Consider the following 14,870-nt stretch of genomic DNA (forward strand, 5'->3'; position numbering starts at 1 on the left):
GCCTGCGGCCTGTTCCGGGATTCCACTGTCCTGCTGGAGCAGGTTCGGACGCTGGACAAGTCCCGCCTGGGTGAGTACATGGGCAGCGTGGGTGAGGACAAGATGTGGGAAGTGGACGCCGCTCTGCACATCAGCGTGGGGCTTGCAGAAACATACCACTGAACTATATACATAGCGGAGACTTTGTCTCTGCTGTTTTTCCATCAACCCATCGGGGCCGCTCACAGTTCCCGATGGGCGGCTCTCAGATAAGGAGGGCGTTAATGCTATGACTACAAAGGAACTGCGGGACAATGTCACCTTCCTCTCCGCTCTTCGGATGCTGGAGAGTATGGCGGAGCGAAAGCTCCTGTCGGAAGCGGAGACGGAGCGGGCCAAGGCCGAACTGAAGCGGCGGCTCCGGCCCACCTTGATTTTTGCCTGAGAACAGGTACATTCTGCTTGGTTTTGAGGGCTGTTTTTGGTTGGTATTGGTGAATAGCTGTTTCAAAAAACTTGTGATATTGTGTGTCGCAGAAAGGAGGTCAAAAAAGATATGGTACAGACAAACACTACTGCCGCAAGGCGTCCGAGAATTACCGTCATTGACCCCAGGAAGCCCGAGGCGGCGAAGCTCCGGGTGGCGGCATACGCCAGGGTCAGCAGCGACTCGGCTGACCAGCTCAACTCCTATATGGCCCAGGTAGACTTCTACACCAAGTTCATCTCCTCCAGGGAGGACTGGGAACTGGTGGACGTCTACGCCGACGAGGGCCTGTCCGGGCTGGAGGCCCGGAAGCGTGAGGAGTTCAACCGCATGATCGCGGACTGCCGTGACGGGAAGATCGACCGGGTGCTGGTCAAGTCCACCTCCCGCTTCGCCCGGAACACCACGGACTACATCCGGTATGTGCGGGAACTGCTCCGGCTGGGCATCTCCATCTGCTTCGAGAAAGAGAACATCGACACCGGGAAGATGACCACCGAGCAGATCGCCCAGATCTACGGCGCTTTCTCCCAGATGGAGTCCACCAACCACTCCAACAATATGAGGGTCAGCGTCCGAATGCGGATGGAGAAAGGGATCTTCGTCCCTCCCTCCACTCCCTACGGCTACCGGCTGGCGGGACGAGAACTGGAGATCGTCCCCGAGGAGGCGGAGATCGTCCGGTATATCTACAACGCCTACCTCAAGGGCCAGGGGACGGCGGATATCGCCCATGAGCTGAATGAGCTGGGGGCTATCCGGGGCCATGGCCGGGAGGGATGGCATCCAAACACGGTGCAATACATCCTGACCAACGTCTCCTACACCGGCGATATGCTCTGGCAAAAGAGCTTCGCCACCGATACCATCCCCTTCCGGCAGGTGCCGAACCGGGGACAGAAGCCCCGGTACTTCGTGGAGAACTGCCACCCGCCCATTGTGTCCAAGGAGGACTTCCAGCGGGTACAGGACCTGATGGCCCTTCGCCGGACGCAGTTCGCCGGTAACTCCTCCAAGCCGGAGGCGTCGGTCTACAGCAAACGGATTGTCTGTGGAGACTGCGGCTCCGTCTGCCGCAGGAAGGTCACCAACGGCAAGACCTACTGGGTGTGCAACCGCCATGACGACGCCAAGTCCCGCTGCCCCGTCCCCCAGGTGCCGGAGGTGGAGATCACAGCGGCTCTGCTTCGGCTTTACCACAAGCTGAAAGCGGATGGCGGCACGATTCTGCGCACCGTGCTGGAGCAGCTCCGGGAGCTGCGGGAGCGGGAACTGCGCACAAACCGCAAAATCAGCGACATCGACAAAGAGATCGCCCGTCTGTCAGAGCAGAATCTCGTACTGGTTCGACTGAAGTCGAAAGGGTACGTTGATCCTGCTCTTTATTTATCCCAGCAAGGTGAGATCGAGCAGAAGCTGAGGACGCTGAGACGGCTGCGCCGGCGCATCATGGACTCCACCAGCGAGGACACCCAGATCCAGGACACCGAGATCATGCTGGACTGCCTGGAGGACGGCCCCCAGTGGCTGGGGGAACCCAGCCAGGAGCTGTTCGAGTCACTGGTCAGGCGGATCGTGATCGTCTCGGCGGACACCCTGAAATTCACCCTGCTCAACGGCCTGGAGCTGACGGAGCGGATTGGAAAGGCGGTACGGTAATGGCATGGCAGAGAAAGACCCCCTTCGGCTATATGGTGCGGGGCGGCGAAACCGTCCCCTGCCCTACAGAGGCTGACGCGGTTCAGAACATCTTCACCCGCTACCTGGCGGGGGCCTCCTTCGGCAGGATTGCGGAGGAGATGAGCAGAGGAAACATCCCCTACCACCAGCATACCAGCCAGTGGAACAAGCACATGGTCAAGCGGATTCTGGAGAATGGGAAATACCTGGGGACAGGCGTCTACCCACGTCTCATCAGCGATGAGGAGTTCCTCGCGGCGCAAATCCAGAGGGAGGACAAAACTGACTACACGCCCTGCCCCGCTGAGCTGAATCCTATTCGGGAAAAAGCTGTGTGCGCGGTATGCGGAAGCAGAATCGTGCGGGACACCAAGTCCCATGGCCGGCCCCGCTGGGTATGCGCCAACCCAGACTGCGGAGCTATCGTCCGCGCCAGCGATGAGGAGGTGCAGAAACGGGTATCCCAGCGGCTCCGTCAGCTGGCAAACACCCCTGACCTGCTGACACTGCCTCCCGCACCGGAGGCTGCCCCCTCCGCAGACGCTCTGCGCATCCAGAATGAGCTGAACGTGTGCTTCAACCGCTCGGATATCAACTTCGACTACATGAAGACGCTGATCTTCGCCGCCGCCGCGGAGCAGTACACTGTCCTGCCGGATCTCACGCCGGTTCATGATATGGAGACGCTTCGGGAACGGCTGGAAACCGGCCCCGCCAATGACAGCGACATACAAGAGCTTCTGGCAAAGGCGGTAAAGGCCGTCCGCATTGGCGGACAGGACTACATAGAACTGGAACTGAACAACGGAACGATGATAGGAAAGGAGCAAACCACATGACTACACAACAGACTCCCCAGAAGCGGCGGATCACCTTCATCCCCCCTGACCCCAAGCTCACAGAGCGGGACATCCGCAAGAAGCATCTCCGGGTGGCCCCCTACTGCCGGGTATCCACCGACAGCGAGGAACAGCTCAACAGCTACAACGCCCAGATCGCCTATTACACTGAGAAGATCGCCGCCATGCCGGAGTGGACCATGGTCCGCCTGTACGCTGACGAGGGCATCACCGGCACGTCCATGAAGCGGCGCAAGGAGTTTTTGAAGATGCTCCGGGACTGCGACCGGGGCAGGATCGACCTTATCATCACCAAATCGGTATCCCGCTTCGGGCGCAACACTCTGGACGGTCTGGACACCGTCCGGAAGCTGAAGCGGAAGGGAATCGGCGTCTTCTTCGAGAAAGAAAATGTCAACACCCTCTACATGGACAACGAGATGATCCTCACCTTCATGATGAGCCAGGCCCAGGCGGAGAGCGAGTCCCTCAGCGGCAACGTGAAGTGGGGCCACCGGAGGAACTTCAAGGACGGCAAGGTTTACTACCACTACGCCAGCTTCCTTGGCTACCGCAAGGGGCCGGACGGCCTGCCGGAGATCGACCCCGATGAGGCCGCCATCGTCCGCAGGATCTTCTCCCGGTACCTGCTGGGCCAGAGCGTCCACCAGATCTGCCGGGACCTGATGTCGGACGGCGTCAAAACCGCTCAGGGAAGTGATTCCTGGCACGACAGTGTGGTGAGGAAGATGCTGCAAAATGAAAAATACATCGGGGACGCCTTGCTCCAGAAGACCTTCATGGCGGATCTCTTCACCCACGAGCAGAGAAAGAACATGGGGGAGCTGCCCCAATACTACGTCCACGAGTGCCACCCCGCCATCATTGACCGGGACACCTTCCAGCGGGTGCAGGAGGAGCTGGCCCGGCGCTCCAGCCTGCGGAAGACCTCCTCCAAGGCCAAGACGGAGCTGGGCAAATACTGCGGCAAGTATGTCCTCAGTGAGCTTCTGGTCTGCGGTGAATGCGGCAGCCCCTACCGCCGGGTGGTGTGGAGCCGGCCCGAGGGTAAGCGGATCGTCTGGCGGTGCATCAACCGCCTGGAACACGGAAAGAAGATCTGCAAGAAGTCCCCCACCTGGAACGAGGCGGATATCCACGCCGCTGTGACCGCCGCCATGAACGAGCTGTTCTATGCCCAGACCGCAAAGGAGGCGCTGGAGGCAAGCATCACCGCCGCCCTCGCCGGGGAGGATGGGGAGCTGTCCCTGCCGGCGCTGGAGGCGCAGATCCGCAGCCTCACGGAGCGTCAGCTGGAGCTGTTCCAGCTGGCCGTCAGCGCCGGCCCCGACTGTCTGGACTATGACGAGGAAATCCAGCGGGTGAATATAGCGAAGACCTCCCTGATGGCGAAGAAAGCGGAACTGGAGCGTGAGGGCCGCACCGCCGCCGCGTTCGACCGGAGGATGGAGGAAATCGCCAGTGAGCTGGAGCAGACGGCTGGGACCATCACGGAGTTTGACGAGGTCACCGTCCGCCAGCTGGTCAGCAACATCAAGGTAGTCAGCAAGGACACCCTGCTCATCTGCTTCAAGGATGGGACGGAGATCACCCAGACGATATAGGGAGGGAGACTGCATGCTCTATATCACCGGCGACACCCATGGTGGCTTCCAACGGTTTAACACCAAAATTTTTCCACAGCAGAAGCAGATGGGCCGCAGCGACTATGCAGTCATCACAGGCGATTTCGGGGGCGTGTGGGACGATTCCCCCAGGGAGGCATACTGGCTCAACTGGCTGGAGGAAAAGCCGTTTACCACCCTCTTTGTGGACGGGAACCACGAAAACTTCGATAGGCTCGGAGAACTTCCCGTCCACCAATGGCAGGGAGGAAAAGTCCACTATGTCCGGCCCCATGTGCTTCACCTGATGCGTGGGCAGGTATTTGAGATCGATGGAATCACCTTCTTCGCCATGGGCGGCGCTGCCTCCCACGATATCCAGGACGGCATCCTCGATCCGGCGTCCCCCGGCTTCGAGCAGGAATACTGGTTCAAGCGCCGGACACGGCAGATGTTCCGGGTAAAGGGCATCTCTTGGTGGCCCCAGGAGATGCCCTCTGAGGAGGAATACGAGGAGGCCGTCAGGAACCTGGAACGGGTCAACTGGCGAGTGAACTACATCCTGACCCACTGCGCCCCCACCAGCATCCAGCAGAAGCTGGATCGAAACTACACCCCGGACCGGCTGACGGACTTCCTCCAGATGGTCAAGCGGCGGTGCCAATTCGATTGCTGGTTCCTGGGCCACTACCACCAAAACTGTGTGTTAGATGACCGCTTCATCATCCAGTGGGAACAGATGGTGGAGCTGCAATGGGAGTGACGACGACACGACCCGATACCGCTAAGGAGCAAGCTCTCGGGTGACCGAGGGCTTGCTCGTTGGCGATTTCAAACCACAGAGAAGAGAATAAAAAAACAGGCGCACCTGCGCCGGAAAGGAGAAACCAGAATGAACGTCAGAAAACCTGTTGACTACAGCGCCATGTTCGCGGCGCTGGATACGTTGATGACGGCAGACCTGCCCCAGATGGAACTGTACTGTGAGATTGGCCGGCTGGTCAGCGACAGGCCAGAGAAAGGCGCCGCTGTTGCCGCGGCGGAGTATCTGTGCGGCGCATACCCTGACACCTCTGGCTTCTCCCCCCGGAACCTGCGCCGGATGCGGGAGTTTTATCGTACCTATGAGAGCGCACCGGAGGTGCTGGGTGAGGCCATGACCATCGGCTGGACTCAAAATGTGGTCATCCTGGAGGCGGAGCTGTCCACCCAGGAGCGGGCATGGTACATCAAAGCGGCTGGGCAGTTCGGTTGGTCGAAGCTGGAACTGGCCGGGAATATCCGTGAGCGTACCCACGAAAGCCTGGCCCTCGACAATACGGCTGATCCATGTTATAGTAACGGCAGCGGAGGCGATGGGGATGGCGAAGAAAAAACTTCCGGGGCATTTCTGCAAGGTCTGCGGGATGCGGAAGTCCAACGAGAGCTTCAGCGGCAGAGGCCATGCTGCGCATATCTGCAAAGCCTGTTCCCGTCTCTCACCGGCGCGGCAGGCGGAGGAGATGACGCTCCGTCGTTTGGAAAATCTACCGTTGCGCCGTCTGAGCGAGAGCGAGATGACGTGGCTGAAAAATCGAACCCACGACCACCGGCCAGAGGTGAAGTCCCTGGCCTGTATGGTCTATGCGCAGCGATTTCCCCGCCAGGCGCGAAACCAGATAAAGCAGGAGTTGTCCATCCAAACGCTGAAGCTGAACATCGATGGCGAGATCTGCGATCCCTATGGCGACCTGATGTACGTCAAAGAAAGCTATCAGGTCAGCCAGACACCGCCAGCCATTGTCCGCATCCAGCAGGATGGCGCATCTCAGACAGTATCGCCGCCGCCCAAAATCCTGGCAAAGCTCCTGAAGTGGACGGTACACACACTGGAGATTTTCTGGTGGGGAGAGGATTATTGCGGCCCTGCCGATGTCGATCCGGAGGATGCGGAATCCCCGCTGTGGAACGTCCATGTGGAATACTCCAATGGAGAGATTCAGGATATGGGATCGGCGGACGATGTGCCTGACCCTGTTCTGGAACTTTTATCTGCTCTTGTTGAACTCTTTGAGTAGACACAGCGCCTTCACTATGTTATAATTACAGCAAAGGCTTACCCGTGGAGGACAAACAGATGGACAAAGATACAGTCAAGGATCTGACTCTGATGCTGATGTATCTCACCTCCTGGGAAGAGCGCCTCGTTCCAGATCTCCACGAAAAGCATGACCGTCCTGGGTTTCGTCTTCAAATCCGCCGGACCTGGAAAGGGTATGATTTCGGTATTTTGAATGAACTGACGGATGAGGGGCTGGTCAATGCCGGGAACCGAAGCAAGTCCGCCTCTTTCACTGATGAGGGCATGGCAAAGGCCCTGGAACTGCTGAAGCAGTATGGGATCACCCTGGAGCGGCATGATGGAGAGGAGGCTGGAATCGATGGGACAAAATGATAAGATCCAGCTCTTTGAGGATAAGCGTATCCGCACCGCATGGGATGAGGAGAAGGAAGAATGGTTCTTCTCAGTCGTAGATGTGATAGCCGTTCTGACAGACAGTAAAGATCCTGCCGCTTATTGGCGCAAGCTAAAACAGCGGATGCGAGAGGAAGGCAATGAAACCGTGACAAATTGTCACGGTTTGAAGATGACAGCGGCTGACGGCAAAAAGCGGCTGACCGATGTAGCTGATACCGAGCAGCTTCTGCGCATCATCCAGTCCATTCCTTCTCCCAAGGCAGAACCGTTCAAAATGTGGCTGGCTCAAGTTGGCCGGGAGCGTATAGAAGAAACCATCGATCCTGAGCTGACCATTGAACGGGCCTTGGAAACCTATCAGAGAAAAGGATACAGCCGTGAATGGATCAACCAGCGGCTCCAGGCGATCCAGGTGCGTAAAGAGCTGACTGATGAATGGGATGCCCGTGGCGTTCAACAGGGTATCGAATATGCCATCCTGACCGATGAGATCTCCCGCGCATGGTCCGGTATGACAACCAGGCAGTATAAACGTCTCAAAGGCTTGAAAAAAGAGAATCTCCGTGATAATATGACCACGCTGGAGTTGGTTCTGAATATGCTGGCCGAAGCGACCACCACAGAGATCTCGAAACAAAAAGAGCCTGAAACATTTGCAGAAAATGTTGAGATAGCGCGTGCGGGCGGCAAAGTGGCTGGGGATGCACGCAAGGCTGTGGAAACGCAGACTGGTGTTCCTGTGATTACATCCCAGAATGCAGCCCAACTCAATCAGGTGGTAACCGATATGATCGAGGGAGTAGTCGCTGAGGAAACAGGTGCCTCTGACACGGATAATGGATAATATATGCTGAATTATTCTGCGAAAACAATTTCCTTTCAAAAATAAGAAGGCCGCAGCTTTGATGAGTTATGTGCGTTCTTTTTTCAAAAATCCACATCTGGATTTCTCAAAAATAAATGCACATTTTACTCGAAAGCATTACTGTCGGGTTTGTCTTGGACGCAAAAACAGAATCGAACACCTGTCGGGGAGATCGATTTTGCCGCCTTTGTCCATGATAAGTTGACAGGTTACACCAAGGGTGTAGTCTGTCAACTTTTATATAATCACATAAAACCTTTGCGCCGCAGTGATTCTACTGCGGCATTCTTATTTTTGAAAGGAAGTCTAAAATGAACACAATACAGAAAAGTGAAGCAATCAAGAATGGCCTCCGGAAAGGGTTTCAGGATGGCAGTTCCAAAATGGCAAGACGCAAATGTTATGGATATGCTCTCAGTCCTAATGGAGAATTGGAGATAAATCCAGATGAAGCTCATGTGGTGAGTTGGATATTTGAATGGTATCTTGCTGGCGACAGTTTGGGAAAAATCGCTATCGGGTTGGAAAAGCAGGGCATCCCCTCTCCTACCGGCAAACCCAGATGGAGCCGGGAAGCAATCGATAAGCTGCTTTCCAACGAAAAATATACCGGACGGGTGTTGCTCCAGAAAACAGTCAGCACTGGCGCTGTCCAAATCAAAAATAATGGGCTCATGGATCGGTATCTTTACACCGAAATCCATAAGGCCATTATTTCGGATGAGATGTTCATGGCCGTACAGAAGGAGAAGCTCAGCCGCTCTAAGGAACCGCAAAACCATGTTGCCATGAGGCTTGCGTTCTGATACAATAGTAAAAGCATGGAATGTAACTGCGAACTGTGCAAACTTATAAACGATTGATACTGTTGATAGCAAAATTGTTGTGACTGTATGGTATAAACCAAAGCAAGATTTACATTTTGGGAAGGACTGTTTTCATGGGTTTTTCTGAGAGGGTGGCTACAGAGGCATTAGCTCTATGCGGCCGCAGTTGTTGCATTTGCCATAAATTTTGTGGAACTAAAATTGAACTACACCACATTAAACAAAAAGCATGCGGAGGAGATGATACTTTAGATAATTGTATTCCCGTATGTTTCGATTGCCATGCCGACATGGGAAGAGCTGATCCAAAACATCCAAAGGGAAAAAGATACTCGGAAGCGGAGCTGAAGCGTCATCGGGATAGTTGGTACGAAAAAGTCAAAAAATCTTCTGCAAGTACAACTGAAAAGAGAATATATAAAGAAGATATAGAGCTATTCGATACCATTTGCAATTTATTTACATCTAAAGTAAAATATTGGCTTATTGAATGTGATATTGGAGGCTCACATCCATATAATGTATTTGATCCTTTTGTCAATTATCTATATAAGTGCAATGATCCGTTTTTTGAGTTTATAGATCCTGAACTTGAAAAACTGAGAGGAAATTTGTCCTCCTGCATTGAAAAGTTTTTATCCTATAAGGCGACAAATACATTTGTAAGAATGATTGGTGGAGAGAAGCAGTGCGTAACGCGAGAGTGGATGGTAAACCATGAGAATTGGGTTCCTCATTCCATGAACTATGAAGAATATTCTGTCCAATATGCTGAAGAAGCACAAACATTAAACGATTTGGCAACTAACGTTTGGAACACTTATTGCGTATTTGTACGACAAGGCCGCCGCTGGTTGTCTATGTAACTGTTGCACAACAAAGTACGTATTTCAAAAAGTGGGTGCCCTGTTTCCTGCCTACGGCAAAATGTGGTTGCTACGGTGGTTTTATTAAAATGCCACAGGAGCAAATTCACAAAGGTACCTCGCAGCCCCCCTGCGTGTCCACAGCATCTTTCCTAAAATCGATTTTAACAGCTTATTGCATGATAAGTTGACAGATTACACCAGAGGAGTAGTCTGTCAACTTTTATTATAGTCACATAAACCCTTTGTGCCGCAGTGATTTCACTGCGGTATTTTTGTTATTAAAGGAGGATCATAATGAACTCAATACAAAAAAGTGAAGCAATTAAGAACGGTCTCCGGAAAGGCTTTCAGGACGGCTGCTCCAAAATGGCAAAGCGTAAGTGCTACGGATACACGATCAATTCTGATGGAGAACTGAAAATAAATCCGGACGAAGCCAAGGTGGTGAGCTGGATATTTGAACGGTATCTTGCTGGCGACAGCCTTGGGAAAGTTGCTGCTGGTCTGGAAAGGCAGGGCATTCCCTCCCCCACCGGCAGGCCCAAATGGAATCGGGAAGCCATCGACAAACTTCTCTCCAATGAAAAATACACCGGACGGGTGCTGCTCCAGAAAACGGTCAGCACCGGCGCTGTCCAGATCGAAAACAATGGCCTCATGGAACGGTATCTCTATACCGGCTCCCATGAGGCCATTATTTCTGACGAGATATTTATGGCGGTACAGCAGGAGAAACTCAGCCGCTCCAAAGAACCGCAAAATCACATTGCCATGAAGCTCTCGCTTTGATATAATGAAGAAAATTGCGGGAGGTCGTGCGAATGCGAAAGGTGACTGAAATTCTTCCTGCGCAAGGCCATCGTCCAATGGAACTGCGTCATCTTCGTGTAGCTGCTTACTGCCGGGTCAGTACAGAGTTAGAGGAACAGACCAGCAGTATCGAATTACAGGAGCGGCACTATTCACAGCTGATTTCAGCAAATCCCAATTGGGAAAGTGCCGGCATTTTTGCAGAAAGAGCTACTGGCTTAAGCACAAAAGAACGGCCAGAGTTTCGCCGGATGATCGCACAGTGCCGCAAAAAGAGAATTGACCTGATCCTGACAAAGTCTATTAGCCGCTTTGGCCGCAATACGCTGGATATGCTGCGTTCGCTGCGGGATCTACGTGGCTTAGGTGTAGAAGTCTATTTTGAGCAGGAGGAGATGTGGCTGAACGAACAGCGAATACAAATCATGCTGACCGCTTACTGTGCCTTGGCTCAGGCTGAGAGCGAGGATATGAGCCGAAATATCAAATGGGGAATCAAGAGAGGCTTTGAGAAGGGCACCTCGGGCTACGCTGAATTTGTGTGTTTTGGGTATAAGCGCGGAGATGATGGAAGGCTGATCATTGATGAACCTGACGCTGAAATTGTTCGAAAGATGTTCAAGATGAGGGCTGCTGGAAGTAGTCTTGGAGCAATTTCAAAATGGCTGTATGTGAGTAAGGTTCCATCCCCAACAGGGAAACCCCTCTGGAGCCGGGAGACGATCAGCAAGCTGTTAAGAAACGAGAAATATGTGGGGGATGTTCTGCTCCAGAAAACCTTTATAGCGGATTTGTTTTCTGGGAAACAGGTCAAGAACCAGGGTGAGTTAGAGAGATTTTTGATACAGGAGCACCACCCGGCGATTGTAAGCAGGGAACTGTTTGAAACAGTCAATCAGGCACGCAAAATAGATCCATAAAGGATTGATAAAAGTCAATACCGGCAAACAACAAAGTGCTTGCTTTTCCCTCTCCGGCATCAGCTTTTCTTCCTGAATCGTTGTGCCGCGAAGGATTCAACGAAAAATCGATTTTGTCCACTTACTCCACTTTTGCCGCAAACAACGCTGTTTGCGGCATTTTTCTACGCAAAAAGTTCCGCACAAAACCGTTGACATTTACAGAGTATTGCGAAAAATATAGTATTGGCACTGGCAAATAAAAACGAAGTGATTTGTGGCTTTTTTCTAATTTGGCACCACCTGGCTCACACCGCTGAATCGGCCCTTCCTACATTTTGACCGTTCAGAACACTGGCTAACAGCTCACGTAGCTCAGGAGATTTCTGCAGTTGATCCACAAGAGCAGCAAGATCAAAGCCTGCAGGGGCGGGCGGTTCCGGGGCCCGGACACCGCGCAGGTCAGGATTAGAATAGAACGCAGCCTCAAACTTTTGAGCATTGACCTTCCGATCCTCGTCAATGATATGCGCATAGATTTCCGTCAGCATCTGTGCCTGTGCATGGCCGGTATCGCCTTGGGTCGCTTTGAGGTCACCATGATTTAACTTCAGCTTGTATGTCGCACTGGAGTGACGCAGGGAATGGAATACCACATTCGGAAGCTGCGCATCCCGCTTGAGCCGGTTGAAAGCGTTCTCAATTACCTTCGTTTCGCAAGGTCGGCCATTGGCCAATGCAATCACGAGGTCATGATCTTGATACTCGCTGCCAAGGAAATCTTTCTGCTTTTCCTGTGCCTCTTTCCACTCTCGCAGGATATAGGCCAGGGTTTCAGGGATCCATACTTTTCGGACGCTGGTTTCCGTCTTGGGAGTCTTGAGGACAATTCTCGTCTTTTGCCCCTCTAAATACATGGTGCGAGGGAAAATTTTGATGATCTCCTCTTTGCCCAAAGTTTCAATCGTTTCCTCTTTCACCCTCGCCAGTTCTTTGTCAATCACAATATAGGCATCATTACGGACTATATTTTCATCCGAAATGTGGGTATTCTCCCAAGTAAGCCCCAGAATCTCCCCCATACGCATGGAACAGGCAAAGGCAAGGTTCATTGCTACATAGAGTTTCGGGTCACGGCAGGCATCCAGTGCATCGCTGATTGTCTGCACATCCCAAATGGCACGCGGCACCTTTTTCACTTTTGGCAGGGTCGTATCCTCAAAAGGATTTCGCTCCACAATTCCCCAGCGCACCGCCTGCTTGAAGGCAGACCTCAAAAGCTTGTTGACTCGTTCGATATTGTTGGGTGAAAGGAATTCTGTTTTGGGTGCCCGATTATTGACGGTGACACTTTTCGTTTTCTGCAGCCGGGTAATCAGACGATCTGCCGCAAGACAGTCGATGCTCTGGACCAACTCTGTTCCAATGAGCGGATTGATGTAGTTCCGGATTAAGGCTGTGTTGGATTCATATGATTAACTCCTATTAGGAAAACACACTGTCAAAAGGGGTTTTGCTTTTGGCGGGGGTCAGCCCGCCTCGGCGGTATCGGTGGTGTTGATTTCAATGTACTCGGCAATCTTGCGGAACTCGTCCGCGAACTTGAAATGAACGCTGATATTGCCGTTTTCGTAAACCTTGATATGGTCTACCAAGTCTGTGAGGATTTCACGGGTCAGCGTTTCGATGCTTTGATACTTTGCAAAGGCTACCAGCGCGGGATGCTCCTTGTCAACGCCGTTTGCCAGCTCCGCACGTTCCGCGTTCAGCCGGGCCAGCACATCCGCAAGCTCGGCGGCCTGCCGCTCATAATCGGCTTTCATATCCCGGTATTCCTGCTGGGTGATTTCCCCGTCTTTCCAATCTTGATACAGTGACTGCTTGTAGCGGGTTATCCGGGTCAATTCCTTTTCCTTTGCGGCTATCTGGTCGTTAAGGCGGTGGGATTGACTTTTTTTCAGCGGGGCCGAGTTGATACGGGCTATCAATTCCGAGTAGGAAACGGCGGTGTTCACTTGATACTGGATAGCGAACAGAACGGCGGCCTCCAGACGGTTGTGCTTGATAGAGTGCATGGAGCAGGCCGTCCGGGAGCGGTTCTTGTAAGTGGAGCAGGCGTAATAGATATTTTTCCCGCTCTGGCTGCGGGTGATGGATTTCCCGCAGTCCGCACATTTCAGAAAACCGCTGAACAAGTGAACCTCCCGCCCTTTGGGGGATGTCCGGGTATCGCGTACCAGCAGGGCCTGCACCTTGTCAAAGGTTTCGTGGGTGATGATGGCCTCGTGAGTATCGGGGACGCGCACCCATTCTTCCTCCGGCACAGCCTCAATCTGGTGTACCTTGTAGCTTTTCACCCGGCGGCGGCCCTGTACCAAATCCCCGGTATAGATGGGGTTAGTGAGGATTTCATGTATCATGCGGGCTCCCCACATGGGGTCGTCCGCCACAGCCGAGGAAACGGGCAGGCCCTTTTTCCGGCGGTAGGCCGTGGGGCTGGGTATGCCGTGTTCGTTCAGATACAGCGCGATGGCCCTTTTAGACGAGCCTTGCAGGAGCATGGAATACACGCGCTTGACGATTTCAGCCGCATCCGCATCTACAATAAGCTGGTGCTTGTCCTTTGGGTCTTTAATGTAGCCGTAGGGAGCGAAAGAGCCGATGTACTGGCCGTTGCGCCGCTTGTAATCAAAAACCTGCCGGATTTTCTTTGAGGTCTGGTAGCAATAGTTATCGTTCATCACGTTAGTTATCGGAACGATAATGTTTGAAACGCTGTCGGGGTTTAGGTAGCTGTCCACGTTCTCCGCAAGGGAGATAAAGCGGACACCCATCTGCACAAACAAGTTATCAATCAGACTCCCCGCGTCACTGTAATTCCGGGCGAACCGGGAAAGGTCTTTCACAATCACGCAGTTGATTTTCCCGCTCATCACATCGGCCAAGAGCCGCTGGAAGTTTTCGCGGTTGGCATCCGTCCCGGTGTGCCCATCGTCCACATATTCAACCGCGCTTTCAAATTCGTCCATGTGCCGCCGGTAGAAATCCCCCAGCAGGTCACGCTGGTTCTTCACGCTGTTGCTGTCGTCCTTGCCCTTTTTCAAATCCTCTTTGGAAAGGCGGATGTATGCGCCTAAACGCCAGCGCCGGATTGTATAGGTAGGGGTTAAAGTCTGCTGATACCCTCTGTTTTTAGCTCGTGCCATTGTTCCTCCTTCCCTATCACATTACACTTATATTATAACTCTGCCCAGGGCAATCAACAAGGATGTCGATGCCTCGGGACATTTTGTCTCGAAGTGGGAACGGGCCGCAACAGCAGTTACAGCCCGCTCTTTTGCCGGATAAGAAAGGCGGTCAGCGTCTCCTGGAGGGAGGGGCCGCCCTCGGCAAACTCGATTTTCACGCCCACGCCGCCCACGCTAAAGCAGTACGGATTGACGGCCCGTTTCACAAACCGGGCCAGCCGCTCCTCCCGGGGGAGGGTGCGGTCAAAGGCCATACCGCTCACGTCAGCCAGCGCATCCGCGCT

Annotated in this window: 16 protein-coding genes and 1 pseudogene; 14 read left to right on the forward strand and 3 right to left on the reverse strand. The window is 53.4% G+C overall.

The window, feature by feature from the left end; all coding sequences use genetic code 11:
• The 14 genes and pseudogenes from NFS22_RS21500 to NFS22_RS21560 form a co-directional block, all read left to right on the forward strand.
• On the forward strand, positions 1-162 hold a 162-nt coding region (locus tag NFS22_RS21500), incomplete at its 5' end, for a type II toxin-antitoxin system PemK/MazF family toxin (protein WP_251319738.1).
• A gap of 106 nt (positions 163-268) precedes the next feature.
• On the forward strand, positions 269-424 hold the full coding sequence (locus NFS22_RS21505) for a hypothetical protein (protein ID WP_023348435.1): 156 nt from the start codon (positions 269-271) through the stop codon (positions 422-424).
• Positions 425-535: 111 nt separating this feature from the next.
• The gene (locus NFS22_RS21510) at positions 536-2,125 is read left to right on the forward strand and encodes a recombinase family protein (protein WP_251319725.1); all 1,590 of its coding nucleotides are present in this window, start codon (positions 536-538) and stop codon (positions 2,123-2,125) included.
• Complete coding sequence (locus NFS22_RS21515) at positions 2,125-2,985, forward strand: recombinase family protein (RefSeq protein ID WP_251319726.1); 861 nt, start codon at positions 2,125-2,127, stop codon at positions 2,983-2,985. Before NFS22_RS21510 ends, NFS22_RS21515 begins: the two co-directional genes overlap by 1 nt.
• The gene (locus NFS22_RS21520; protein ID WP_251319727.1) at positions 2,982-4,610 is read left to right on the forward strand and encodes a recombinase family protein; all 1,629 of its coding nucleotides are present in this window, start codon (positions 2,982-2,984) and stop codon (positions 4,608-4,610) included. The genes NFS22_RS21515 and NFS22_RS21520 overlap by 4 nt, the downstream gene beginning before the upstream one ends.
• A gap of 13 nt (positions 4,611-4,623) precedes the next feature.
• A complete protein-coding gene (locus NFS22_RS21525) occupies positions 4,624-5,373 on the forward strand; it encodes a metallophosphoesterase family protein (protein ID WP_251319728.1) in 750 nt (249 codons plus the stop codon).
• Positions 5,374-5,580: 207 nt separating this feature from the next.
• Positions 5,581-5,898: pseudogene (locus NFS22_RS24190) on the forward strand (DUF1016 N-terminal domain-containing protein); the annotation flags it as partial.
• Between the two features lie 73 nt (positions 5,899-5,971).
• Entirely contained in the window at positions 5,972-6,667 is a 696-nt protein-coding gene (locus tag NFS22_RS21530) for a hypothetical protein (RefSeq protein WP_251319729.1), read from the forward strand.
• Positions 6,668-6,726: 59 nt separating this feature from the next.
• Positions 6,727-7,044, forward strand: a complete 318-nt coding sequence (locus NFS22_RS21535) for a DUF6429 family protein (protein WP_251319730.1) — start codon at positions 6,727-6,729, stop codon at positions 7,042-7,044.
• Positions 7,031-7,912 (forward strand): BRO-N domain-containing protein, encoded by an 882-nt coding sequence (locus NFS22_RS21540; protein WP_251319731.1) that lies wholly within the window; start codon positions 7,031-7,033, stop codon positions 7,910-7,912. Before NFS22_RS21535 ends, NFS22_RS21540 begins: the two co-directional genes overlap by 14 nt.
• A gap of 332 nt (positions 7,913-8,244) precedes the next feature.
• Positions 8,245-8,739: a recombinase family protein gene (locus NFS22_RS21545; RefSeq protein WP_251319732.1), complete on the forward strand. Its 495-nt coding sequence runs from the start codon at positions 8,245-8,247 to the stop codon at positions 8,737-8,739.
• Positions 8,740-8,873: 134 nt separating this feature from the next.
• Positions 8,874-9,626, forward strand: coding sequence for an HNH endonuclease (locus NFS22_RS21550; protein WP_251319733.1), 753 nt, complete (start codon positions 8,874-8,876; stop codon positions 9,624-9,626).
• Between the two features lie 297 nt (positions 9,627-9,923).
• Complete coding sequence (locus NFS22_RS21555) at positions 9,924-10,418, forward strand: recombinase family protein (protein ID WP_251319734.1); 495 nt, start codon at positions 9,924-9,926, stop codon at positions 10,416-10,418.
• Positions 10,419-10,450: 32 nt separating this feature from the next.
• Positions 10,451-11,359 (forward strand): recombinase family protein, encoded by a 909-nt coding sequence (locus NFS22_RS21560; RefSeq protein WP_251319735.1) that lies wholly within the window; start codon positions 10,451-10,453, stop codon positions 11,357-11,359.
• 287 nt (positions 11,360-11,646) lie between these two features.
• On the opposite strand, the gene NFS22_RS21565 is transcribed toward NFS22_RS21560, so the two are convergent.
• The 3 genes from NFS22_RS21565 to NFS22_RS21575 form a co-directional block, all read right to left on the reverse strand.
• On the reverse strand, positions 11,647-12,753 hold the full coding sequence (locus NFS22_RS21565) for a site-specific integrase (RefSeq protein ID WP_251319736.1): 1,107 nt from the start codon (positions 12,751-12,753) through the stop codon (positions 11,647-11,649).
• Positions 12,754-12,867: 114 nt separating this feature from the next.
• Positions 12,868-14,544, reverse strand: a complete 1,677-nt coding sequence (locus NFS22_RS21570) for a recombinase family protein (protein WP_217958638.1) — start codon at positions 14,542-14,544, stop codon at positions 12,868-12,870.
• A 116-nt stretch (positions 14,545-14,660) separates the two neighbouring features.
• The coding region (locus NFS22_RS21575) for a DUF6870 family protein (RefSeq protein WP_251319737.1) at positions 14,661-14,870 on the reverse strand (210 nt) is incomplete at its 5' end.

The organism is Flintibacter muris, assembly GCF_943192995.1.
GTDB lineage: Bacteria > Bacillota > Clostridia > Oscillospirales > Oscillospiraceae > Lawsonibacter > Lawsonibacter muris.